Below are 23,762 nucleotides of genomic sequence, written 5' to 3'. Positions count from 1 at the left end.
CGCGGGAACACCTGAGGGAACTTACCTCTCGCGCAGTCGTTTTCATGTCGGCCTCTCCCGAGGGAACCAACATGAAATTCGCCATCATCACGGTCGCGACCGCCGCCCTTTTCGCAAATTCGATGACACTCGCGCAGAACGCCAGCAGGGGTTCGACCACGACGACGGGCGATACCGCGGTTTCTCCCGCCATATCGAATCCGGCGAATGCCGGTTCCAGTAGCGATAATCGTCCGAGTCCTGGTGCAGGCGTTGCGAGTGGCGTGTTGAACAACGGTACGTCCGGCGACACGATCGGAACCGGTCATGGAACGCCCCCAGCTCCGGCGACGGGAACCGGCGCGGCGGGTCACAAATAAATGTAGTCCGCATGAACGCAGTGATATGCGGGGTGCCGACAAAGATCCCGGATCTCGCGGAGCCTGTCATCCGGCGCGCATTCGCGCGACCCGTTGGCTCATCCGGGCTACGCTCTACGCCACGCGCCGTGCCGTGAAGGTCCCGTTCGGCTGATAGAACATCAATTCATCGATCGTCGTCCCCTCGCCGCGGAATTCGATGACAAAGCCTTTAAGCTCGACAATACGGAAGCGCCGGCCCTGCTGGGGCGCGAGGTGATAGGCCGGCTGGAAGTCGGGCTTCAGCACCAGTCCACCTTTGTCATCGAGCGTCACGCGATGCATGGTCGCGCCGCCCTTGAACTCGCCGACGCAACGCGCACGGAAGGCCGGATCCAGGCAGTCGCCGGAGGCCAGGCGCGTGAACACGATATCCTTGACCATCGGCTCGAGCGAGGTCGAGAGACTGACGATGTTGCCGTCGCGATCGGTCAGGAAGGTGATGGCGAGCCTGTCCGGCAGCAGGCGATCCGGCACCTCGGGCAGTTCGAACGTCTCGTAATGACGGTGCAACAGCGGCGCGAACATGCCGCGCCACGACCACTGCAGCGCGCCGTGCTGATAGCGGACCGACATCACGCCATAGGCCGGATGTTCGTAGTCGGCGGCATAGGCTTCGAGTTCGTGCGCAGGCTTCGTGTTCTTGTGGCGGGCTTTCTCGCGCGCGTCCTTGTCGGCCTGGATATGGGCGATGAACTCGTCGCGGCGTTTCTTGGCCCGCCCGCGCCAGTCGACCGGTTCGCGGCCGCGCAGCCGGTCGAGGATATACCACGTCAGGGCCATCGTCGCCTCGCTCGGGCTGCGGTTGGTGAAGACGGCAACGCCGATGCCATGATCCGGCAGCATCGCCATCTCCGTGTTCCAGCCGGGCCAGCCGCCGCCGTGCCGCACCAGCCGGTCGCCGCGATAGGAATTGCACTGGAAGCCGAGGCCATAATGGCCTTCGCCGAACTCGGCCTCGCTTGGCTGGGAGATGTAGATGCGCGCCGCATGCAGTTCGGCGACCAGCGTCGCCGGCAGCAAACGCTCGCCATCGAGTTCGCCTTTGCCGAGGTGCAGTCGCATCCAGTTGGCAAGGTCTTCGACCGAGGTGTTGATCGCGCCGGCCGCGGTGGTGCGGATCGGCAGGCGCATCGCCGGCAGCCGCGTATCCTCATGCATCATGTAGGGCCGCGCAGCGTCCGGGATGGCTTCGAGCTCTTCGAGGGAAAAGCCGACCTTCATGCCGAGCCGGTCGGTCAGCCGGGCGCGGATAAATGCCTCGTAACTCTGCCCGCTGAGCCGCTCGATCAGGAGACCGGCGACGTTGTAGCCGAGGTTGCTGTATTGCCAGGTGGAGCGGAGATCGCGGCTCGGCTCGAGATATCGCATTGGCGCGAGCATTTCGGCCGGCGCACGGTCGCCGGCAAAATGCACCCAGTCATGGCGCGGCAAGCCCGAATGATGCGACAGCAGATCGCGCACGGTGACGCGCTCGGTCGCGATCGCATCGTGCAAACGAAACTCGGGCATGTAGTCGCGAACCGGTTTGGTCCAGTCGAGCCGCCCCTCGTTGTGCAGCAATGCCATCGCGGTCGCGGTGAAGGATTTGGTGATCGAGCAGATCACGAACTGCGTCGCCGTCGTCATCGGCAGATCGCGCTCGACATCGCGCACGCCCCAGGCCCGCGTCAGCGCCACCTTGCCGTCCTGCACCACGGCGAGCGTCGCACCCGGCACCTTCCAGTCTTCCAGAACGCCGGTGGCGAGTTGATCGAGTTCGGGGATCAGGGATTGGATCGATACGTGAGGTGCTTCGGCAGAGGAGTTCATCGAAAAACTCTCTTCGTTCAACCGTCAACAAACTGCGCCCTCACAGCACGGGCGCGGTGGCGTTCCGGCATGTCGGTTTCCCGACGGGCCAGCGGTTCGTCAGCGTGGAAGGAGATCGATGAAAATTGTCAGCATGGCTGCATCCTCGCCTCATGCGAATTTACATGAGGCGAAGCACCGGTCCAGCAGCACATGCTGCAACACGCCTCGCGTTACGAAGAATTAATGCGTGCTTGTAGGATGGGTGGAGCGAAGCGATACCCATCGCATCTTGGTGAGAATGATGGGTATCGCTTCGCTCCACCCATCCTACGGGACCTACCAGGCCACGCTATCCCTCGATCACATCAAGCACCTTCGGCGGCGACATCGGCAGTGCGTAGAACCGCTTTCCGAGCGCCTGGTGGACGGCGTTGGAGATCGCGGACATGACAGGGATCAGCGGCACTTCGCCGACGCCCTTGACGCCCTGCGGATGTTTCGGGTTCGGCACCTCGACCATGATGGTGTCGATCATCGGCAGGTCCGAACACACCGGCATGCGGTAGTCGAGGAAACCGGGATTATCGACCTTGCCCTGCTTGTTGTAGATGTATTCCTCGTTGAGCGCCCAGCCGATGCCCTGGCTGACGCCGCCCTGCAACTGGCCTTCGACGTAGGAAGGATGCACGGCGCGGCCGACGTCCTGAATCGCGGTGTAGCGGATCACCCTGACAATGCCGAGTTCGACATCGACCTCGACATCGGCGATGTGGGTGCCGAAGCCGCCCTCTGCGCCGACCGTATTGAGCTGCACACCAGCGCCGATCGGACCGCCCATCGACGGCGCCTTCTCGGCAAGCTCCTTCAGCGTCAGCGGTTCGAACTGACCGGCGTTGGGGCTGACCGGATGCGCGGCGCCGTTTTCCCATTTCACCGCTTCGGGATCGATGTCCCAGATTTTTGCCGCACGTTCGCGCAAGGTGTGAATGACCTTCTCGGTCGATTGCGTCACCACGATCGAGGACGCGAACAGCACACGGCTGCCGCCGGTGAGGTTCGAGAAGCCGATGGTTGCGGTGTCGCCGATCAGCACCGAGACGCGGCGATAGTCGATGCCGAGCAGCTCAGCGCAGATGTTGGCGATGCCGGCGCGGGAGCCGCCGATGTCGGGATGACCTGTGGTGACGACGACGTTGCCGTCCTCGGTGATGTTGACCTGCGCCGAGGATTCGCCGCCGGCGTTGAACCAGTAGCCGGAGGCAACACCCCTGCCCTGAAACTTGCCGAGCGGCGCCTTGTAATGGTCGGAGTCGCGCGCGGCCTCCAGCGTCTCGATGTAACCGATGCGCGGATAGACCGGGCCGTGCGCGGCCTTGGTGCCTTCCTTCGCCGCGTTCTTCAAGCGCAGCGCCAGCGGATCCATCTTCAGCGCCTCGGCGAGCTCATCGAGCACGCACTCCACGGCATAGGCGCCGATCGGTGCGCCCGGCGCGCGATAGGCCGCGACCTTGGAGCGGTTCGACAGCACGTCGAAACCTTCCGACAGAACGTGCGGAATATCGTAGGGCGCAAAGCTGCACCCAACCGCACCACGGATCGGCGAGCCCGGAAATGCGCCGGCCTGCAGATAGAAGATGCCGTGCCCGGCGACGATGGTGCCGTCCTTCTTGGCGCCGATCTTCACCGTGCTCTTGGAGCCCGATGTCGGCCCCGTCGCCCGCATCACTTCCTCGCGGGTCATCACCATCTTGACCGGACGGCCGGATTTTTTCGCGAGCATGGTCGCGAGCGGTTCGAGATAAACGATGGTCTTGCCGCCGAAACCGCCGCCGATTTCGGCGGGGATGGCGCGGATGTCGCTCTGGTTGATGCCGGTGAGATACGCCGTCATCGCTCGCACCATGAACTGGCCCTGGCTCGAGCTCCAGATCGTGGTCTTGTTGTCGGCGGCAACCGAGATCAGGCAGGCATGCGGCTCGATATAGCCTTGATGCACCGGGCGCGTCGTGAAGGAGCGCTCGATCACGACATCGGCTTCTTCGAAGCCTTTGACGATGTCGCCTTTCTTGACTTCGAGCCGGCCTGCGATGTTCGACGGCTTGCCTTCGAACTTCACGAAGTCATGCAGGATCGGCGCGTCAGGCTTGAGCGCATCGTCGATCTCGATCGACCATGGCAGCACTTCGTAATCGACCTCGATCAGTTCGCAGGCTTTCGCCGCGATCGCTTCGGTCGTCGCCGCAACGGCGGCAATGGGATGGCCCGGGAACAGCGCCTTCTCGCGCGCCATCACGTTGCGGCACATCCAGCGCATGTCCTGGATACCCAGCATCACCGACTTGTCGACCGGGAAATCGACGATGTCCTCGGCGGTGACGACGGCTTTCACGCCGGGCAGCGCTTCCGCCTTCGAGGTGTCGATCGACTTGATCCGCGCATGCGGATGCGGGCTGCGCAGCACCTTGCCCCAGATCATGCCGGGCATGGTGGTGTCGGCGGCGAACGCCGCACGGCCGGTGACCTTGTCGACGCCATCGGGCCTGATGGTGCGCTGGCCGATCCACTTGTTGTTGGTGACGACGTTCATTGTGCTGCCTCCCGCATTTCGGCGGCGGTTTCCAGAACCGCGCGAACGATCTTGTCATAGCCGGTGCACCGGCAAAGATTGCCGGCGAGCCAGAAGCGGACCTGCTCCTCGCTCGGATCGGGATTTTTCCGCAACAGCGCGTCGGACGCGATCAGCATGCCGGAGGTGCAGATGCCACATTGCAGCGCTGCCGATTCCAGAAACTTCTGCTGCAGCGGATGCAATTTGTCGCCGTGCGCCATGCCCTCGATGGTGCGGATCTCGTGGCCTTCGGCCTCGACCGCGAGCATCAGGCAGGAACAAACCAGCCGGTCATCGAGCGTGATCGAGCAGGCGCCGCAGTCGCCGGAGGCGCAGCCTTCCTTGGAGCCGGTGAGACCGAGCGGCCCGCGCAGCGCGTCGAGCATGGTGTCTGACGGTTCGCACAGATATTCCATCGGCTCGCCGTTGATGGACGTGGTGACGTGAACTTTGGCCATGAAAGTGATTTCCCGAATTCAGATTTTTTGGGCGCGCTGGGCGGCAATCAGGGTCGTGCGCTTCAACAGCACACCTGCCACCTTGGTGCGGTAGACGATGGTGCCGCGCTTGTCGTCGATCGGACGGCAGGCGGCGGAGCAGGCGCTGGCTGCCTTGGCGAGCGCAGCGTCATCGAGCTTGCTGCCGATCAACGCCTTCGCCGCGTCTTCCACCAGCAACACGGTCGGTGCCACGGCGCCAAGGCCGACGCGGGCCGCGGTGCAGACGCCGTCTTTCATGGTGAGGCTGACGCCGAGGCCGACGACGGCGATATCCATTTCGGTGCGCGGGATCATGCGCAAGTAAGCGTCGCTGGAGCCGGCGGGACGCGGCGGCAAAGTAAAACTGACGAGGATTTCGCCTGGCTTTAGATTGGTACGGCCGGGACCGGCCGGCACGTCTTCCACCTTGATATCGCGGCGGCCGTTCGGGCCCTGCACGGTGACGACGGCGCCGGCCGCGACCATCGCGGGCACGCTGTCGCCGGCCGGTGAGCCGTTGCAGAGATTGCCGCCGGCCGAGGCCCGTCCCTGGACCTGCTTGGAGCCGATCAGGTTGACGGCTTCCAGCACGCCGGGCCAGACCTTGCCAAAGCTCTCGTGCTCGGCGAGCTCCATGCCTGACACGGCGGCGCCGACGCGAAACCCGCCGTCCTTGGTCTGCTCGATCGAAGTCAGATCGGGAATTTTCTTGATGTCGACGATCAGGCCCGGCTTCACCATGCCGGCGCGCATCTGCACCAGCAAATCGGTGCCACCGGCCAGAATGCGCGCGGCGCTGCCTGCGGCGGCAAAAGCGCCAATCGCTTCGTCCAGCGTCGCTGGCGCCATGTATCGGAGTTCCGTCATACCGTTCCCCGTCTCCCTGATCGGTGCGCCCCATATGGGCGGCGGCCCTTTTTCGACCTGCGCCATAAGCCTACACGGCGGGGGTGGATTGGAACAGCCCGCGAGATCGGGTGCAGGCGGCAGGCTCCCATGCGCGGAGTGGGGCTTGCGCGGTGATATTGCTCCGAGTTTTCGGCCGTAGGGTGGGCAAAGGCGCCCTTGCGCCGTGCCCACCATTGCTTGTAGTTGCGGGATCGCCTGAGCTGGTGGGCACGCTACGCTTTGCCTACCCTACGATCCCCTATTTCACACCGGTGACATTGATGCCGTTTTCCAGATTTCTCGTTGTCACAGCGGCGTCACTGGCATTTTCAACCCTCGCATCGGCCCAACCAGCGCCGTCGCCCGTCCGGCCGGCACAGCCCCGGCCAGCGGCTGCGCCGAGAACAGTGACGGCGCCGAGGCCAGCCGTCGCAGCCCCCGGCCAGCCGGTCGCCATGGCGCCAAGCCCGCGCGCGGCGGCCTGTCACAACGGCCTGCCGTTCGACCGCTTCCTCGCCGAGCTCAAGCAACAGGCGATAGCCGCCGGCGTATCGCAACGCGCGCTCAGCGAGGCCGCGCCCTACCTCGTCTACGACCAGAGCATCGTCAACCGCGACCGCGGCCAGCGCGTGTTCGGCCAGGTGTTCACCGAATTCGCCAGGCGCCGGGCGTCCGACGGCGCGGCGCAACAGTCGCAGGCACGGATCCGGATGTATGCGGCGGCGTTCAATCGCGCCGAAAAGGAATATGGCGTGCCGCCGGCGGTGATCGCCGCGTTCTGGGGGCTGGAGAGCAGCTTTGGCGCCGAGCTCGGCAATCTGCATACGCTGCCGTCGCTGGTGTCGCTGGCCTATGACTGCCGCCGCTCCGAGATGTTCCAGAACGAGACCATCGCGGCGCTGAAGATCATCGATCGCGGCGACCTCACGGCCAGCGAGATGATCGGCTCGTGGGCCGGCGAACTCGGTCAGACGCAATTTTTGCCGACGCATTATTTCAACTATGCGGTGGACTATGACGGCGACGGCCATCGCAACTTGTTGCGCAGCGCGCCCGACGTGATCGGCTCGACCGCGAACTACATTGCCAACGGTTTGAAATGGCGGCGCGGCGAGCCGTGGCTGCAGGAAGTGCGCGCGCCGCAAAACTTGGCTTCCAGTTTTCCTTGGGATCAAGCCGATCTCACGATCAAATTGCCGCGCTCGAAATGGGCGCAGTTCGGCGTGACCTACGCGGATGGAAAACCGCTGCCGAACGACGACATGCCGGCCTCGCTGCTGCTGCCGATGGGCCGCACCGGGCCGGCGTTCCTCGCTTATGCGAATTTCGCGGCCTACACCGAATGGAATAATTCGCTGATCTATTCGACCACTGCGGGCTATCTCGCCACCCGCATCGCCGGCGCAGCACCAATGCGCCAGCCCTCGGCGCCGGTGGTGCAACTGCCGTTCAACGAGATCAAGGAATTGCAGCAGCTATTGGTGCGCGCCGGCTTCAATGTCGGCAAGGTCGACGGCGTGCTCGGCCAGCAGAGCCGCATTGCGGTGAAGACGATGCAGGCGAAATACGGACTGCCGGCCGATTCATGGCCGACAGCCGAATTGCTGGCACGGATGCGCAGCGCGCCGCGGTAAGGCGCAGCATGTCATTCCCCGCGAAAGCGGGGAATCCAGTACGCCGCGCCCTTTCGATTTAAACCGCAAACGCCTCTGGAATACTGGATCGTCCGATCCAGCCGGACGATGACGGCGTGAAATAAATCTCGTGATCGACGGGTGGATGCAGTTGCATTTACCTACCGGCCGCCCCACCTGCAGCACGCAGTCTCTGCATGCAACGATATTCCACAACACGAAAAGAGCATCCCATGTCTTTCTATGACGCCACCGTGCCGGCCTACCTGCAAGTTCTAGGCTCCCTCTCCGGCCTGCTCACCAAGGCCGAGGCGCATTGCACCGCCAAGAAAATCGCGCCCGAGGTGCTGCTCAATTCGCGGCTCTATCCCGACATGCTGCCGCTGTCCAAGCAGATCCAGCTCGCCAGCGATTTCGCCACCCGCGGCTGCGCCCGCGTCACCCATAGCGAAGTGCCGCAGACCCCCGATACCGAAAAGACCTTTGAAGAATTGCGCGCGCGGCTCGCCAAGACCGCCGACTATGTGAAGTCGTTCGAGCCCACGCAGTTCGAAGGCGCCGACGCTAAGGACGTCACCTTCCCCGTCGGTCCGGAAAAGACCATGACGATGAAGGGCCAGCAGTTCATCTCGAACTTCTCTCTGCCCCAGTTCTACTTCCACGCTGCGATTGCGCACGGCCTGTTGCGCCAAGCCGGCGTCGAAGTCGGCAAGCGCGATTTTCTCGGCGCGAATTAGTTCGCGTCATTCCGGTTCGAAGGCCCAGACCTCAGGGGTGCAATTGCACCCCGGGGAATCTCGAGATTCTCAGATGCGCAATTGCGCATCGTAGTTCGATGCTTCGCATCGGCCCGGAATGACAAGAGAGCGTTTCGTTGTTGCGAGGAGCCAACGGGTCGCGCGAATGCGCGCCCGATGACAGGCTCCGCGACGAAGCAATCCAGATTTTCCTCGGTGCGGGATTTCTGGATTGCTTCGCTTCGCTCGCAATGACGTGGTAAAGTTTCTCCCCTAATAACAAAAAACTCGCAGGGAGAAATCGCGCTTATGTCTACCACCACGCACGCCCCCAGAAAAATCGATCCGTCCGCCTCGCTGCATGCGGAATCGCTTGGCCTTGCCAAGAGCCATGGCCGCCTCGCCGGCCGCCGCATCATCGTGGTCGGCGCCGGCCAGCGCAAAATCATCGACGAGGAGCCGCCGATCGGCAATGGCCGCGCGATGTCGGTGCTGTTCGCGCGCGAGGGCGCGCATGTCGCCTGCATCGACGTCAGCAAGGAAGCCGCCGACAACACCGTGGCGCAGATCGCGGCCGAAGGCGGCAAGGCTTTTACCGATGTGGTCGATGTCTCCGACATTGCTGCGATCGCGCCTGCGATCGAGCGCTGCGCCAAGCGACTCGGCGGTCTCGATGGCCTGGCGCTCAACGTCGGCATTTCCTGCGGCCTGTCGCTGCCGAAGATGACGGCGGAAGCCTGGGACAAGGATTACGCCGTCAACGTCCGCAGCCACATGCTGTTCGCGCAGAAGGCGCTGGAGATCATGGCACCCGGCGGCGCCATCACCCTGACCTCGTCGATGGCGAGCCAGCGCGGCAACGGCCGCAACCCGGCCTATGAATCCTCCAAGGCCGCGCAGATCGCGCTCGGCCGGGCGATTGCCCGCGCCGGCGAAGAAAAGGGCATTCGCTGCAATGTGATCGCGCCGGGCTTCATCGACAGTCCGATGGGCCGCGACGCCAGCCGACGGCGGGCCGATCGCGCGCTGACGGTGCCGTTCGGCCGCCAGGGCACCGGCTGGGAGGTCGCCTATGCTGCGTTGTTCCTGATTTCGAATGAATCATCCTACGTCAACGCGCACACACTGTTCCTCGATGCCGGCCATATGGGCGGGATCGTGCGCGGCTGATCTCCGCCAATAGAATTGGGTGGGGCATTGCACTGCACGCGCCAATGCCCACCTGTTCCCTACCCGCCAACTTTCCGGAACCCAACAACATGAGCCAGACCAAACTGTTCGAGCCCTTCAAGCTTGGCCCGATTACGCTGCCGAACCGCCTCGCGATGGCGCCGCTGACCCGCAACCGCGCGATACCGCCCGGCATGGTGCCGAGCCCGCTGGCAGTGGACTATTACGGCCAACGCGCCTCGGCGGGATTGCTGATCACTGAAGCCAGCCAGGTCTCGCAGCAGGGCCAGGGCTATCAGGACACCCCCGGCATCTATTCCAAGGAACAGATCGCCGGTTGGCGCAAGGTCACCGACCGCGTCCATGAGAAGGGCGGGCACATCTATATCCAGATCTGGCATGTTGGCCGTATCTCGCATGACTCGCTGCAGCCCGGCGGCGGCAAGCCGGTTGGGCCCTCGGCGATCCGCGCCAAGGGCAAGACCTTCGTCAACGGCACCTTCACCGATATCTCCGAGCCGCGCGCACTGGAGCTCTCGGAAATCCCCGGGATTATCGAGGACTTCAAGCGCGGTACCGCGAACGCACTGGAAGCCGGTTTCGACGGCGTCGAAATCCACGGCGCCAACGGCTACCTGCTCGACCAGTTCGCCAAGGACGGCGCCAACAAGCGCACCGATGCCTATGGCGGATCGATTGAAAACCGCGCGAAGCTGATGCTCGAAGTATCGAAAGTGGTCGCAGCCGTCGCCGGCGCCGATCGCACCGGCATCCGCATTTCGCCGGTGACGCCGGCCAACGACGTTTCGGATAGCAATCCGCAGCCGCTGTTCGATTACATCGTGGAAGGGCTCAACGCGCTGAAGCTGACCTACATTCACGTCATCGAGGGTGCTACCGGCGGCCCGCGCGACATTGCGCCGTTCGACTATGCGTCGCTCCGCAAGCGCTTCAAGCAGGCCTACGTCGCCAACAACGGCTACGATTTCGATCTCGCCACCAAAGTGCTGGCCGAAAATGCGGCCGACCTGATTGCGTTCGGCAAGCCGTTCATCTCGAACCCCGACCTGGTCGAGCGCCTGAAGAAGGGCGCACCGCTGAACGCGTTCGACAAGGCCACGTTCTATGGCGGCGGCGCCAAGGGATACACCGACTATCCGACGCTCGGGGCGGCGCAGGCAGCGGAGTAACTGACTGTCATGCCCCTCGAAGGCGGGGCATCCAGTAATCACTGACGCCGGTGATTGAACCGAAAGGCCGCTGCGTACTGGATCGTCCGCCTTCGCGGACGATGACAGCAATCTTGGTGCCCACGACAACGCGTAACAAAAAAGGCCGGGATCGCTCCCGGCCTTTCGCTATTCGGATAAACTCCGCGACGATGCAGTCGGGCCTTCCCGTGCCGCTCTGGATGCTTCGCTTCGCTCGCGATGACGGCTAAGATGAACCCGCGCAGCCGCAGCGTTCGTCTTCGTCGGGGAGCATGGTCGAAGGATATGAGCCGGAACACCGCCGAGGACATCGCGCGTGATGCGACCGCAGCCTTCAACTCCGGCCAGCCCGACCGGGCGCGCAAGCTATGTGAGGAAGGTCTGGCGGATCGGCCGGGCGAACCGATGCTCCATCATCTTCTCGCCGCCGTGCTGTTTTCCAAGGGCGAGCTTGACCCCGCCCGTGTGCATGTCGAGGCCAGCCTTGCCAGGCGACCGGACAATGCGGCCGCGCGCCTCCTCGCGGCACGCATCGCTCGCACCGCGGGGGATTTCGACAGCGCATTGTCGCATCTGGATCTGATCATCGCCGCCGCGCCCCAGCGGGAAGCCTTTCTGGAGAAAGCGCGAACGCTCGATCAGGCAAGTCTCCAGACGGGCCTTCGCGAACAGGCGCGCGAGGCATGGCGGGCCATTCTGAAAGTCATTCCGCAGAGCCAGGAGGCCGCAGCGCGGCTCGGGCGGCTGGCATGGGAAGATGGCGACCAGGCTGCGGCGCTGCCCCTGCTCGAGCGCGCAACCCAGGGTGACACGCCGGCGTCCACCTGGTTCGATCTCGGCCTCGTCCGCCAGGATTTGCGCGACTACGTCGGGGCCGCAACCGCCTATCGGCGCGCCTTCGAGGCAAAGCCGGACTTTGCCGAAGCCGCGCTCAACCTTGGCGTGGTGCTGCAGGAGAGCGGCGATATCGACAATGCCATGCACGCCTACGCGCAGGCCTATCGCCTGCGCCCGCAAACTTTCGGCACCATCGCGATGGCGCTGACTTCGGCCTCGCACGGCCGCCTGTGGCTCGATGAGGATGCACTGCGCCGCAAGCTAGGACGTTAGGCGACCGCGCCTGGCCCGAAAATGCTTGCGATAGACATTGGGCGCAGCCAGCACGTCGGCAACAACCTTCGAATAAGCCTGCCGGTGCTCCTCATCAAAAGCCTCAAACACCAACTCGGGCGCCTCGCGCGGCACCGCAAAGCACTGCGCCACAGGCGTGCCCTTCGGCAGCACGCCGGAAAAATCAGGCTGGGTCCAGATCGCCGGAAAATTGATTCCGCCGTCGTGGAAGCGATCGGAATCCACCAATCCCGAGATCAAGCGAAATGGCAGGTCATCGCGATTGACCGGATGGGTTGCGAACAGCGACCAGCCGGGATCGACTTCGACGGTCCAGAAGCTGTTGAATTTGAGGGCAGCCTGCCCGTTGCCAAACGGCGCGGCGGCAAACTGCGCAGCGGGATGGAAGCTCAGCGGCGCGCGCGGATGGCCTGACGTCTCTGGCTTCGGAATGTCCCAATCCCAGGCGAACTCCCCACGCTCGACCCTGATGTCGCAGGGCAACGGAATAATGATCCCATAGGCCATCGCATCAACGAAAGGCGGACATTGCTTGACGGTACGAATTTCCCGTCCGTGGATTTCCGAGTGCGCTTTCGCCGGCATGGCACGAAGCCAGTCTGGAAGCGCGCTGCGCGCTAAAACCGGCTGCGGCAGATGATCCGACAGTGCCGGATCGCAGCGGAAAATCATGCGCATGGGGAAGCTCCTTAAGTCGTCGGCGCGATGTGGCGCTGATTATATCCTCATTGCGGGCCAACGGGTCGCGCGAATAGAAAAAGGCCGGGATTGCTCCCGGCCTTTCGCTTCTCTCTCCGTCATGCCCCGCGAAGGCGGGGCATCCAGTAGCCGCAGCCGTCGGCGATAGAGCCGAAAAGCCGCGGTGTACTGGATCGTCCGGTCAAGCCGGACGATGACGCCAAGGCGTTACTTCGCTTCGGCGCGCTTCGGCGGCGATGCCGGCCACGACTTGATCAGCGTGTCGTAGTCGATGGTTTCGCCCTTGGGCTTCTCGTTGGCCAGCTTGCGCTGGGGCGCGATATTGCCGTCCTTGGCCGACTTCGCGAACCAGTACTCAGCCGTTTCCTTCTTGTTGAGCTTCGGTCCGCACTCCTTCTGCACGCCGGATTTCTCGAGACGTTCCATCACCGAGTCCTGCGCGGCTGCGAGCGAGTCCATCGCGGCCTGCGGCGTCTTCGCACCGGACGACGCATCGCCGATGTTCTGCCACCACAATTGCGCAAGCTTCGGATAATCAGGCACGTTGTTGCCGGTCGGGGTCCACTGCACGCGCGCGGGCGAGCGGTAGAACTCGATCAGACCGCCGAGCTTCGGAGCACGCTCCGTGAACGACTTGTCCCAGATATCGGATTCACGGATGAAAGTGAGACCGACATGGCTCTTCTTCAGTGACACCGACTTGGACACGATGAACTGCAGGTAGAGCCAGGCTGCCTTGCGGCGATCAACCGGGGTCGACTTCAGCAAGGTCGCAGAACCCACGTCCTGATAACCCAGCTTCATGCCTTCCTTCCAGTACGAGCCGTGCGGCGACGGAGCCATGCGCCACTTCGGCGTGCCATCGGCGTTCATGACCGGCAGACCGGGCTTCACCATGTCGGCGGTGAAGGCGGTGTACCAGAACACCTGCTGGGCAATCGCGCCCTGCGACGGAACCGGTCCCGACTCGGAGAAGGTCATGCCTTGCGCCTGCGGCGGGGCATACTTCTTCATCCAGTCGAGATACTTGACGATCGAATAGACCGACGCCGGTCCGTTGACGTCGCCGCCACGCTCGACGGACGAGCCGACCGGACGACAGCCTTCCATCCGGATGCCCCATTCGTCGACGGGGAGTCCGTTCGGGATGCCCTTGTCGCCGTTGCCGGCCATCGACAACCACGCGTCGGTGAAGCGCCAGCCCAGTGACGGATCCTTCTTGCCGTAGTCCATGTGGCCATAGACGCGGACGCCGTTGATTTCCTTGATGTCGTTGGTGAAGAACTCGGCGATATCTTCATACGCCGACCAGTTCACGGGGACGCCAAGGTCGTAGCCGTACTTGGCCTTGAACTTCGCCTTGTACTCCGGATTGGAGAACCAGTCGTAGCGGAACCAATAGAGGTTCGCGAACTGCTGGTCGGGCAACTGATAGAGATGTCCGTCCGGCGCGGTGGTGAAGGACTTGCCGATGAAGTCGTTGACGTCGAGCATCGGATCGGTGACGTCCTTGCCTTCCTTGGCCATCCAGTCCGTCAAGTCGACGGCCTGACCGTAGCGGAAGTGCGTTCCGATGAAGTCGGAGTCGTTGATCCAGCCGTCATAGACATTCTTGCCCGACTGCATCTGGGTCTGGATTTTCTCGACGACGTCACCTTCCTGGATGATGTCGTGCTTGACCTTGATGCCGGTGATTTCCTCGAAGGCCTTTGCAAGCGTCTTCGATTCATACTCGTGCACGGTCAGGGTTTCGGAAGTGACGTTGATCTCCATGCCCTTGAACGGCGCAGCGGCCTTGATGAACCACTGCATTTCCTTCATCTGGTCGTCCTTGGACAACGTCGACGGCTGAAATTCAGAATCGATCCACTTCTTGGCAGCAGCTTCGTCCGCCAATGCGGGCGCGGCCATCGTGACCGATGCCGCGATCAGCGCAGCGGCGCTGGTCATCGTCAGAAGACGATCCTTGGTCTTTCCTCTCAAGTGTCGCATTTTGGTTCCTCCGGTTGCAGAATCAAAAACCAGGCCCGGGTTGGTCCCGGATCTGCTCATTTTTCGCCTCTCTCAGACGTTGCGGAAAATCGCAACGGCAGACAGCAGCGAAATTACGGTTGCGAGCCACAGGCTCGAAATCTCAACGCCCTCCCCGATTGGAAGCGTGGCGATCGCATCGGTACCGACGAAAGCGATCCACAACAGATGGATCACGGCTGATAGCACCAGCGAAATGAACAGGCGGTCGCCGCGCGTGGTCGGAATCCGCAGGATGCCGATCCGCTCGGCCTCCGGATAAGCGACCGCAAGCCATGTCATCACGCCCAGGGTGAGCGACAGCATCACGAAGAAGATCGCGGTCGGCACCGTCCACGCCATCCATGCGATGTTTTCCATGGCTACACCCTGCCCAGCGCGAAACCGCGCGCGATGTAGTTGCGAACGAACCAGATCACCAGCGCGCCCGGGATGATGGTGAGCACGCCGGCCGCGGCCAGCAAACCCCAGTCCATGCCGGCGGCCGAAACCGTGCGCGTCATGATCGCCGAGATCGGCTTGGCGGCCACCGTCGTCAGCGTGCGCGCCAGCAGCAGTTCGACCCAGGAAAACATGAAGCAGAAGAATGCCGCGACGCCGATGCCGCTGCCGATCAGCGGCACCAGGATCTTGACGAAGAAGCGCGGGAACGAATAGCCGTCGAGGAACGCGGTCTCGTCGATCTCGCGCGGCACGCCGGAAACGAAGCCTTCGAGGATCCACACCGCCAGCGGCACATTGAAGATGCAGTGCGCCAGCGCCACGGCCCACGGCGTATCGAACAGCCCGATCGCCGAATAGAGATTGAAGAACGGCAGCGCATAGACCGCCGCTGGCGCCATCCGGTTCGACAGCAGCCAGAAGAACAGATGCTTGTCGCCGAGGAAGCGGTAGCGCGAAAACGCGTAAGCAGCCGGCAACGCCACCGAAATCGAGATCACGGTGTTGATCACGACGTAATTCAGCGAATGGATATAGCCGGAATACCAGCTCTCGTCGGTGAAGATGCGGATGTAGTTTGCCAGCGTCGGCTGGTGCGGCCACAGCGTCATGGTCGAGACGATCTCGCCATTGGTCTTGAAGCTCATGTTGACGAGCCAGTAGATCGGCAACAGCAGGAAGATCAGGAACAGCACCATGATGATGCGACGGCCGGGAATCGAATGCATCATGCGACTCCCTGTTTGGCCGGGCGATCGGCGCCGGCGTTGGTCATGACGGTGTAGAACACCCAGCACACGATCAGGATGATCAGGTTGTAGACCAGCGACAGCGCCGCCGCCTTGCCGAGGTCGAACTGCCCGAGCGCGATCTTGACCAGCTCGATCGAGACGAACGTGGTCGAGTTGCCCGGTCCGCCGCCCGTCACGACGAACGGTTCGGTGTAGATCATAAAACTGTCCATGAAGCGCAGCAGCACCGCAATCAGCAGCACACGGTTCATCTTTGGCAACTGGATTGCGGTGAATACCGCCCAGCGCGAGGCGCCGTCGATCTGCGCCGCCTGGTAATAGGCGTCGGGGATCGACTTCAGGCCGGCGTAGCACAGCAGCGCAACCAGCGACGTCCAGTGCCAGACATCCATCACGATGACGGTCGCCCAGGCGTCGAATTCGTTGGAGACGTAGTTATAATTCATGCCGAGACTGTTGAGCGTATAGCCGAGCAGTCCGATGTCGGGCCGGCCGAAAATCTGCCAGATCGTCCCGACCACGTTCCACGGAATCAAGAGCGGCAACGCCAGGATCACGAGACAGGCAGCCACCGTCCAACCCTCGCGCGGCATCGACAGCGCCACCAGGATGCCGAGTGGCACCTCGATCGCGAGAATCACGGCGGAGAAGAACAGGTTGCGGCCGAGCGACGCAAGAAAGCGTCCGCCGAGATCGGTCGAGGGATCGAGCAGCTCCTTGAACCAGCCGACACCGTTCCAGAAGAACTGGTTGTTGCCGAAGGTATCCTGCATCGAATAGTTCACCACCGTCATCAGCGGCAGGATCGCGGAGAACGCGACCACCAGGAACACCGGCAGCACCAGGAACCAGGCTTTCTGGTTGACCGTCTTGTCCATCAGGCAACCCCCTCGACCAGGCGGCTGTCGGCATAGACGTGAACATGTGAGGGATCGAACACCAGCCCAACGGTGCTGTCGGGAACGGAGAACCCCGGCGGTACGCGCGCGGCGAATTTGGCGTCGCCGACACGAACGCGGGCGAAGCGGACGCGGCCGAGGTCGTCGATGCGTTCGATATTGGCCGACAACAGCCCCGAAGCGGGAGCCGCGACATTGACGAATTCCGGCCGCACGCCGATCTCGATCTTCGCCCCCGCCGGCAGCACGCCGTAATTGCGATGGAGGCCGATGGTATGGCCGTCGATCCGCGCCTCGTGGCCGCTCACCGTGGCCGGCACGATGTTCATGCCGGGCGAGCCGATGAAATAACCGACAAAGGTATGCGCAGGCTTGTCGAACAGTTCGGCCGGCGTGCCGCTCTGCACCACCCCGCCATCGTGCATCACGACCACGGTATCGGCAAAGGTCAGCGCCTCGGTCTGGTCGTGGGTGACGTAGATCATCGTGAGGTCGAGATCGCGGTGCAGTGCCTTGAGTTTCGAACGCAGCTGCCATTTCAGTTCGGGATCGATCACCGTCAGCGGCTCGTCGAACAGGATCGCGGCGACGTCGGAGCGGACCAGACCGCGGCCGAGCGAAATCTTCTGCTTGGCGTCCGCCGTCAGCCGGGTGGCCTTGCGGTTGAGATAGGGCGTGAGGTCGAGCAGGTCGGCAATCCGTTTGACGCGCGCGTCGATATCGGCCTTCGGCACGCCGCGGTTCTTGAGGGGGAATGCCAGGTTTTGGCCGACCGTCATGGTGTCGTAGATCACCGGAAACTGGAACACTTGCGCGATATTGCGCTTCTGGGTTGACAGCGGTGTGATATCGGCGCCGTCGAACAGGATCTGCCCGCGCGACGGCGTCACGATACCGGAAATCAGGTTGAGCAGCGTGGTCTTGCCGCAGCCGGACGGCCCAAGCAGCGCATAGGCGCCGCCCTGCCGCCAGGTCATGGTCACCGGCTTCAGCGCAAATGATTCGGGCGGCGCATCGTTGCCGCCGTAGGAATGCGCGAGATCGACGAGGTCAATGCGGGCCATGATGCATCTCCCTCAAATTGCTTTGCTGGGTGCCGCGACCAGCCGGTCGGCGGCGTCGAACACAAAAACATTGTCGGGATCGAGCACGGCATCGAGCACGTGGCCGGGTTCGTATTCATGGACGCCCTGCAGCACTGCCACCCAGTTCGACGCATCGCGGTTGAGATGCACAAAACTTTCCGAACCGGTAATCTCGGTCACGGTGACGGTTGCCTGGAACGCATGACGGCCGGCAATGCCGTTCGCCACTTCCAACTGATGCGCGCGGAAGCCGACGCGATAGGGTCCATCGGCCAGCGACGCGTAGAGTCCGCTAGCAGGCGCCTGGATGCCGCCGGCGTATTGGACCGAACCGCTTTTCTTCTCGATGCCGACGAGGTTGAGCGGCGGATCGGAAAACACCTGCGCCACCCGCAGCGTGTCGGGCTGGCGATAGACTTTTGAGGTATTGCCGGCCTGCAGCACCTGGCCTTCCCACATGCAGAGCGTGTCGCCGCCGAGCAGCAGCGCTTCGGAGGGCTCGGTGGTCGCATAGACGAAGATCGCGCCCGACGCCTCGAAGATGCGCGGCAGTTCGGTGCGCAACTCCTCGCGCAGCTTGTAATCAAGATTGGCGAGCGGCTCGTCGAGCAGCACCAGATCGGCGCCCTTGACCAGCGCGCGGGCGATCGCGGTGCGCTGCTGCTGGCCGCCGGACAGTTGCAGCGGCGTGCGCTGCAGATACGGCTCGAGCCGCAACAGGCTGGCCGCCTCCTGCACCCGCTTTTCGATCTCGCCGCGCGGCTTGCCCTGCACGCGCAAGGGCGAGGCGATGTTCTCGTAGACCGTCAGCGAGGGATAATTGATGAATTGCTGGTAGACCATCGCGACCGAGCGTTGCCGCACGTCGGCGCCGGTCACGTCCTTGCCATCGACCAGCACGCGGCCTGCGGATGGCTTGTCGAGACCGGCGAGCAGCCGCATGATCGAGGTCTTGCCCGACAGCGTCGGCCCGAGCAGCACGCTCAGCGTACCGCGGTCGAGCGTCAGCGAGACATCGCGAATGGTCGGGATGCCATCCACGGTGCGCGTGACATGTTCGAGCGTGACGCTCATGTCCGTCCTCCCGCTTCACGTAGGGGACGTTCGCCGGCGGCGCGGTTGGCGGCGATCCATGCATCGAGCGCGGCGATTTGGTCGGATGACAGCCGCAAGCCGAGCTTGGACCGGCGCCACACCACGTCTTCGGCGGTACAGGCCCATTCCGCCGACATCAGGTACCTGACTTCGCTTTCCGTCAAGCTGGCGCCGAATGACTGGCCGAGATCGGCCATCGATTTCGCACTGCCTAAAACCTTGGCGGCGCGGGTGCCATAGGCGTGCGCCATCCGGTTGGCATGGGCGGACGGGAGAAACGAATATTTCCGCACCAGTTCCGCAGTCAGCGCCGCAATCGCCGAGACATCCATGTCGCCGCCGGGCAGCGGTTGCTTGCCGGTCCAGCCTTCCTTGGCCTTGGCGCTACGCAGGTACGGCGCGAGCCGTTCCAATGCCTCTTCGGCCAGACGCCGATAGGTCGTGATCTTGCCGCCATAGATCGACAGCAGCGGCGCACCGCCCGGCGTATCGAGTTCGAACACGTAATCGCGGGTCGCGGCCTTGGCTTCGCTGGCGCCATCGTCATACAGCGGGCGGACACCGGAATAGGTCCAGACCACGTCTTCCGGCGTGACCGGATTTTTCAGATATTCGCTGGCGGAGGCGCAGAGATACTGGATCTCCTCGTTCGACGCCTTCACCTTCGAAGGATCGCCGTCGTAATCGCGATCGGTGGTTCCGATCAGCGTGAAATCGTCCTGGTAGGGAATGACGAAGATGATGCGGCCATCGGCGTTCTGGAACATGTAGGCGCGGTCGTGCTCATAGAGCTTGCGCACCACGATGTGGGAGCCCTGCACCAGCCGTACTTTGGCGCGCGCGTTGACGCCGGAGCCGGACGACAGCACCTGCTCGACCCAGGGACCGCCGGCATTGACCAGTGCGCGGGCGTTGATGGTGGTGCGCGCACCGCTGATGGTGTTCTCGACGGTGACCTGCCAGATGCCGTCGGCCTGCCGGATCTCGACCGCGCGGGTGCGGGTGTGAATTTCGGCGCCGCGATCCGCCGCATCGCGCGCGGTGAGCACGACCAGGCGCGCGTCGTCGACGAAGCAATCGGAATATTCAAAGCCCTTGGTGTAACGGTTGGCGATCAAGGGTTTTCCCACCTCGTCATGGGCGAGATCGACCGAGCGGGTCGGCGGGAGCAAATGCCGGCCGCCGATGTGATCGTACAGAAACAACCCCAGCCTGAGCAGCCAGGCCGGTCGCAATCCGGAATGGTGCGGCAAAACGAAACGCAGCGGGCGAATGATATGCGGCGCGATCTGCCAGAGGATTTCGCGCTCGATCAGCGCCTCGCGGACCAGCCGGAACTCGTAATATTCGAGATAGCGCAGACCGCCATGTACCAGCTTGGTCGACCAGGACGACGTCCCGCTAGCCAAGTCATTCATTTCACATAGGAAAACAGAATTACCCCGGCCCGCCGCATCGCGCGCGATGCCGCAGCCGTTAATGCCGCCTCCAATGATGGCGAGGTCGAATACCCTGTCCAAAGATCGCTTCCCCGGCGGTCGCCCGTTCACTTCGGCGATTTCGCTTTCGGATTCGATTAAATCACAACGGAAAACGAAAGCAAGCGAAAGTGAGGAACCCGCTGTGGAATTTTCCGAACGCGGTGGTGTAGAGGGCGGCCAGCATCCATCGAGACGCCGCGGAGCCTGTCATCGGGCGCGCATTCGCGCGACCCCTACTTCAGCCGCACCACCGTCGACGGCTCCGCCGCCTGGTCATCGATATCGGCGGCGGGCTTGTCCATCGCCTCGACCACCTCGATGCCTCTGCTGTGGCAGATGTTGGCGAGGCCGGCGGGTAGCGCGGCGTCGGTGACGAAGGTCTGGATCTGGCTGATATGGGCGATGCGAACCGGCGCGCTTCGGCGAAGTTTTGTCGAGTCCGCCACCAGCATGACGCTGCGCGCGTTGGCGATGATGGCTTGCGCCGCCTGCACCTCGCGATAGTCGAAGTCCAAGAGCGCGCCCTCCTCGTCGATCGCCGAAGCACCGATGATGGCGTAATCGACCTTGAACTGGCCAATGAGACTGATCGCGGTGGAACCAATCACCGCACCATCGGCGCGGCGCACCGCGCCGCCGGCCACGATGACCTCGATGCGCGGGTGCCGGTACAGCAGCATCGCGACATTTAGGTTGTTGGTGATGACGAGCAGGTCCTCATGCGAGGTCAGCGCGCTCGCGACTTCTTCGGTCGTGGTGCCGATGTTGATGAACAGCGAGCAGCCGTTCGGAATCCGCGACGCCGCGGCGATCCCGATCGCCCGCTTCTCCTCGGCGGCGACAAAGCGTCGCGCCTCATAAGCGAGGTTTTCGACGCCGGAGGCGATGATGGCGCCGCCATGGATCCGCGTCAGCGAACGCTGATCGCAGAGGTCGTTGAGATCCTTGCGGATGGTCTGCGCCGACACCTCGAAACGCCGCGCCAGATCCTCCACGATCACGCGGCCGGAGGCGCGGGCGATATTGAGGATTTCGGTCTGGCGGTTGGACAATCCGGCCATTGCAGCTCCCTCGGCAGCCCCTTTGGCAGCACCCTGGAAATGAGGCCCTTATGGTGCGGCGGTTTGGCGATGCGGTCAACGAGGGAGATCGGTTGCAAGGGCGGCCAGCCGGGCGAAACAACCAAACCTGGTTAAGACGATTGGCGCCGGAAGCGGCACCTGCCGTTCGCAACCGCACCATGCACAATCCTCGACAAAACAACGCGCGGCTGCAACACTGGTTGCACAGCCAAAAAATGGAGGAAGCGATGAACATCGATCGACGTCAGCTTGCTTTGCCTGCTCTCGCTCTCGGCCTGCTCAGCATTGTTCCAGGCTTGATTGCGCCAGCCTTCATTACTCCAGCTTTGGCCGGCGCCGATGAAGATGCGGTTGCGAAGAACGTCGAGGCATTTCGCAAGGCCCAGATATCAGCCAACGCCGAGGCGCTCGCCGCGCTGTGTGCCGCCGAACTTAGTTACAGCCACTCCGACGGCCGCGTCGAGGACAAGGCGACCTTCATCGCCAACGCCACCAACGGAAAATCGAAAGTCCTGTCGCTGGAATATCAGGACACCAAGATTGCCGTGGTCGGCCCGGCGGCGATCGTGCGCTTCCACTGGGTGGGCGAAGCTGAAGCCGTTGCCGACGGCAAGAAGAGCTCCACCAATCTGCACATCCTGATGAACTGGCAGAAGCAGGGTGCGGACTGGAAACTTCTGTCGCGCGCCTCCACCAAGCTCTGACGACGGACCGCCGTTTTCAGGCGAAGCCGGCTTGGCAAGGCCCGTTTCGCAAGACCCGGCGGTTACGCCGCTGTCGGCAGCACGCCGCCGGCGAGACGGGTCGCCGCGCGCTCGGCCTCGCGCGCGTTGCGAAACACCTGACCTTCCAGCCGGTTGAAACGGTGCGACGCGGCAAAGAACCGGAAACCGCCGGGACCGCGCACGACGATGCCTGCGGGTTGCGACGAAACTTCGATGATGAACGTATCCGACATTGCCTGGCCTTGGTTGATTCGCTGCTTGCAACGGATGTAGGGGCTGATTGTTCCGGGCGTGTGACGAAGCCGTGGCGTCTTCGCGTGCAACCGGGCCGTGTCAGTCGCGAAGCAGGCGATGACAACAGTGGGCGTGCGGACGTCGCCACATCTCATGTGCCGTCAGGCGTATTTTTGCCTTATTCCCCTCGGGAATCGCGGCCAGGCTGCCGCTGTGTTCCCGACGAATCTTTGCTATGAAGGGCCTGTCAGCAGGGAGAAATGGACATGATTTCGAAATTTGCGCTTTCGGCGCTTCTGGCCCTCGCGGTGTGCGGGCCCGTTCAGGAGGCCGCGGCGCAGGATGCGGTCGGTGGTGCGATCGCCGGCGGCGTGCTCGGCGGGATCGTCGGCGGCGCGCTCGGTGGCCGTGGCGGTGCGGCGGCTGGTGCGATCATCGGCGCCGGCACCGGTGCCGCGATTGCCTCCGAGGGCGAGCGTCGCGCGGGCGGCTACCGCTATTACCAAGGCGGATGCTACGTGGAGCAGCCCGGCGGCTGGGTCGCGGTTTCCGGCCGTTACTGCCAGACCGCCGAATACGACGGTCCGCCGCCGCGGGCTTATGTCGAACCGCCGCGCCCGCGCTGCACCTACTCGCCCTCCTACGATCCGCGCCGTGGCACGTTCATCGGCCGTGACGGCTACGAGCGTCCCTGCCCGTAGGGCTTGGGTCTGATCCAATCGGAACAATGACCACCCCGCATGACCTGCGGGGTGGTTTTTCGTTTGGGAATGCTGCTGCGCTTACGCCGGGATCGGTGGAGGTCCGGCCTGCGCGATCGGCTGCGGACGGCCCTGATCGTCGATCGAGACGTAGGTGAAATTGCCGTCCGTCACCAGGATCGGCACCATCTCCCGGCGCCGCAGTGCCCAGGCCTCGAGATGGACCGTGACCGAGGTCCGGCCGATCCGCACCAGACTGGCGTGAACGGAAACGAGATCGCCGACATAAACCGCTTTACGAAAATTCATCGCCTCGATCGCGACGGTAACGGTAGGCGATTTCGCGATCTTGGAAGCGAACACCCCGCCGCCGAGATCCATCTGGCCGAGCAGCCAGCCGCCGAAGATATCGCCGTTGGCGTTGGTGTCGGCCGGCATCGCCAGCGTGCGGATGCAGAGATCGCCGCTCGGCTCGATTTCGGTGGTC

General features: G+C 63.3%; 23 protein-coding genes. 8 read left to right on the top strand and 15 right to left on the bottom strand.

Annotation, left to right across the window (positions count from 1 at the left end; genetic code table 11):
* Positions 1-71: 71 nt before the first annotated feature.
* Positions 72-359, top strand: coding sequence for a hypothetical protein (locus tag BLS26_RS35995; protein WP_157676595.1), 288 nt, complete (start codon positions 72-74; stop codon positions 357-359).
* Positions 360-473: 114 nt separating this feature from the next.
* On the opposite strand, the gene BLS26_RS26570 is transcribed toward BLS26_RS35995, so the two are convergent.
* The 4 genes from BLS26_RS26570 to BLS26_RS26555 all read right to left on the bottom strand — a co-directional run bounded on the left by BLS26_RS26570 (position 474) and on the right by BLS26_RS26555 (position 6,146).
* On the bottom strand, positions 474-2,210 hold the full coding sequence (locus tag BLS26_RS26570) for a serine hydrolase (protein ID WP_092515514.1): 1,737 nt from the start codon (positions 2,208-2,210) through the stop codon (positions 474-476).
* 331 nt (positions 2,211-2,541) lie between these two features.
* Positions 2,542-4,779, bottom strand: a complete 2,238-nt coding sequence (locus tag BLS26_RS26565; RefSeq protein WP_092515513.1) for a xanthine dehydrogenase family protein molybdopterin-binding subunit — start codon at positions 4,777-4,779, stop codon at positions 2,542-2,544.
* Positions 4,776-5,258, bottom strand: a complete 483-nt coding sequence (locus BLS26_RS26560) for a (2Fe-2S)-binding protein (RefSeq protein ID WP_092515512.1) — start codon at positions 5,256-5,258, stop codon at positions 4,776-4,778. Before BLS26_RS26560 ends, BLS26_RS26565 begins: the two co-directional genes overlap by 4 nt.
* 18 nt (positions 5,259-5,276) lie before the next feature.
* Positions 5,277-6,146 (bottom strand): xanthine dehydrogenase family protein subunit M, encoded by an 870-nt coding sequence (locus tag BLS26_RS26555; protein WP_092515511.1) that lies wholly within the window; start codon positions 6,144-6,146, stop codon positions 5,277-5,279.
* 476 nt (positions 6,147-6,622) lie between these two features.
* On the opposite strand from BLS26_RS26555, the gene BLS26_RS26550 reads away from it, so the two are divergent.
* The 5 genes from BLS26_RS26550 to BLS26_RS26530 all read left to right on the top strand — a co-directional run bounded on the left by BLS26_RS26550 (position 6,623) and on the right by BLS26_RS26530 (position 12,029).
* Complete coding sequence (locus BLS26_RS26550) at positions 6,623-7,801, top strand: lytic murein transglycosylase (protein ID WP_371361034.1); 1,179 nt, start codon at positions 6,623-6,625, stop codon at positions 7,799-7,801.
* Positions 7,802-8,034: 233 nt separating this feature from the next.
* Positions 8,035-8,538 carry a DUF1993 family protein gene (locus BLS26_RS26545; protein WP_092515509.1) on the top strand — a complete coding sequence of 168 codons (504 nt, stop codon included), beginning with the start codon at positions 8,035-8,037 and terminating at the stop codon, positions 8,536-8,538.
* A gap of 309 nt (positions 8,539-8,847) precedes the next feature.
* Positions 8,848-9,708 carry an SDR family NAD(P)-dependent oxidoreductase gene (locus BLS26_RS26540; RefSeq protein ID WP_092515508.1) on the top strand — a complete coding sequence of 287 codons (861 nt, stop codon included), beginning with the start codon at positions 8,848-8,850 and terminating at the stop codon, positions 9,706-9,708.
* 89 nt (positions 9,709-9,797) lie between these two features.
* The gene (locus tag BLS26_RS26535; protein WP_092518606.1) at positions 9,798-10,898 is read left to right on the top strand and encodes an alkene reductase; all 1,101 of its coding nucleotides are present in this window, start codon (positions 9,798-9,800) and stop codon (positions 10,896-10,898) included.
* Positions 10,899-11,204: 306 nt separating this feature from the next.
* Positions 11,205-12,029 carry a lipopolysaccharide assembly protein LapB gene (locus BLS26_RS26530; protein WP_092515507.1) on the top strand — a complete coding sequence of 275 codons (825 nt, stop codon included), beginning with the start codon at positions 11,205-11,207 and terminating at the stop codon, positions 12,027-12,029.
* Here BLS26_RS26530 and BLS26_RS26525 read toward each other — a convergent pair.
* From BLS26_RS26525 to BLS26_RS26485, 9 genes are all read right to left on the bottom strand, one after another.
* Positions 12,018-12,728: a hypothetical protein gene (locus BLS26_RS26525; protein WP_092515506.1), complete on the bottom strand. Its 711-nt coding sequence runs from the start codon at positions 12,726-12,728 to the stop codon at positions 12,018-12,020. The genes BLS26_RS26530 and BLS26_RS26525 overlap by 12 nt on opposite strands.
* A gap of 228 nt (positions 12,729-12,956) precedes the next feature.
* On the bottom strand, positions 12,957-14,741 hold the full coding sequence (locus BLS26_RS26520; protein ID WP_092515505.1) for an ABC transporter substrate-binding protein: 1,785 nt from the start codon (positions 14,739-14,741) through the stop codon (positions 12,957-12,959).
* 72 nt (positions 14,742-14,813) lie between these two features.
* A complete protein-coding gene (locus BLS26_RS26515) occupies positions 14,814-15,140 on the bottom strand; it encodes a DUF2160 domain-containing protein (RefSeq protein ID WP_092515504.1) in 327 nt (108 codons plus the stop codon).
* Positions 15,141-15,142: 2 nt separating this feature from the next.
* Positions 15,143-15,949, bottom strand: coding sequence for a carbohydrate ABC transporter permease (locus tag BLS26_RS26510; protein WP_092518605.1), 807 nt, complete (start codon positions 15,947-15,949; stop codon positions 15,143-15,145).
* On the bottom strand, positions 15,949-16,851 hold the full coding sequence (locus tag BLS26_RS26505) for a carbohydrate ABC transporter permease (protein WP_092515503.1): 903 nt from the start codon (positions 16,849-16,851) through the stop codon (positions 15,949-15,951). The genes BLS26_RS26510 and BLS26_RS26505 overlap by 1 nt, the downstream gene beginning before the upstream one ends.
* The gene (locus tag BLS26_RS26500; RefSeq protein WP_092515502.1) at positions 16,851-17,936 is read right to left on the bottom strand and encodes an ABC transporter ATP-binding protein; all 1,086 of its coding nucleotides are present in this window, start codon (positions 17,934-17,936) and stop codon (positions 16,851-16,853) included. The genes BLS26_RS26505 and BLS26_RS26500 overlap by 1 nt, the downstream gene beginning before the upstream one ends.
* 12 nt (positions 17,937-17,948) lie before the next feature.
* The gene (locus BLS26_RS26495) at positions 17,949-19,031 is read right to left on the bottom strand and encodes an ABC transporter ATP-binding protein (RefSeq protein WP_092515501.1); all 1,083 of its coding nucleotides are present in this window, start codon (positions 19,029-19,031) and stop codon (positions 17,949-17,951) included.
* Complete coding sequence (gene glpD, locus BLS26_RS26490; protein WP_092515500.1) at positions 19,028-20,572, bottom strand: glycerol-3-phosphate dehydrogenase; 1,545 nt, start codon at positions 20,570-20,572, stop codon at positions 19,028-19,030. The genes BLS26_RS26495 and glpD overlap by 4 nt, the downstream gene beginning before the upstream one ends.
* A 194-nt stretch (positions 20,573-20,766) precedes the next feature.
* Positions 20,767-21,594, bottom strand: a complete 828-nt coding sequence (locus BLS26_RS26485; RefSeq protein WP_092515499.1) for a DeoR/GlpR family DNA-binding transcription regulator — start codon at positions 21,592-21,594, stop codon at positions 20,767-20,769.
* Between the two features lie 248 nt (positions 21,595-21,842).
* Here BLS26_RS26485 and BLS26_RS26480 point away from each other — a divergent pair, with 248 nt between their 5' ends.
* Positions 21,843-22,319, top strand: coding sequence for a nuclear transport factor 2 family protein (locus BLS26_RS26480; RefSeq protein ID WP_092518603.1), 477 nt, complete (start codon positions 21,843-21,845; stop codon positions 22,317-22,319).
* Between the two features lie 62 nt (positions 22,320-22,381).
* Here BLS26_RS26480 and BLS26_RS26475 read toward each other — a convergent pair whose 3' ends face one another.
* Entirely contained in the window at positions 22,382-22,573 is a 192-nt protein-coding gene (locus BLS26_RS26475; RefSeq protein ID WP_092515498.1) for a hypothetical protein, read from the bottom strand.
* A 267-nt stretch (positions 22,574-22,840) separates the two neighbouring features.
* Here BLS26_RS26475 and BLS26_RS26470 point away from each other — a divergent pair, with 267 nt between their 5' ends.
* Entirely contained in the window at positions 22,841-23,275 is a 435-nt protein-coding gene (locus tag BLS26_RS26470) for a BA14K family protein (RefSeq protein WP_157676594.1), read from the top strand.
* A gap of 81 nt (positions 23,276-23,356) precedes the next feature.
* Here the strand turns inward: BLS26_RS26470 and BLS26_RS26465 are convergent, their stop codons facing one another.
* A complete protein-coding gene (locus BLS26_RS26465) occupies positions 23,357-23,713 on the bottom strand; it encodes an acyl-CoA thioesterase (protein ID WP_244542036.1) in 357 nt (118 codons plus the stop codon).
* Between the last annotated feature and the right edge of the window lie 49 nt (positions 23,714-23,762).

The sequence above is a fragment of the Afipia sp. GAS231 genome (assembly GCF_900103365.1).
Classification (GTDB): Bacteria; Pseudomonadota; Alphaproteobacteria; order Rhizobiales; family Xanthobacteraceae; genus Bradyrhizobium.
The sequence above is the reverse complement of the archived record's forward strand: the minus strand, read 5'-3'. Positions and strand labels throughout refer to the sequence as shown.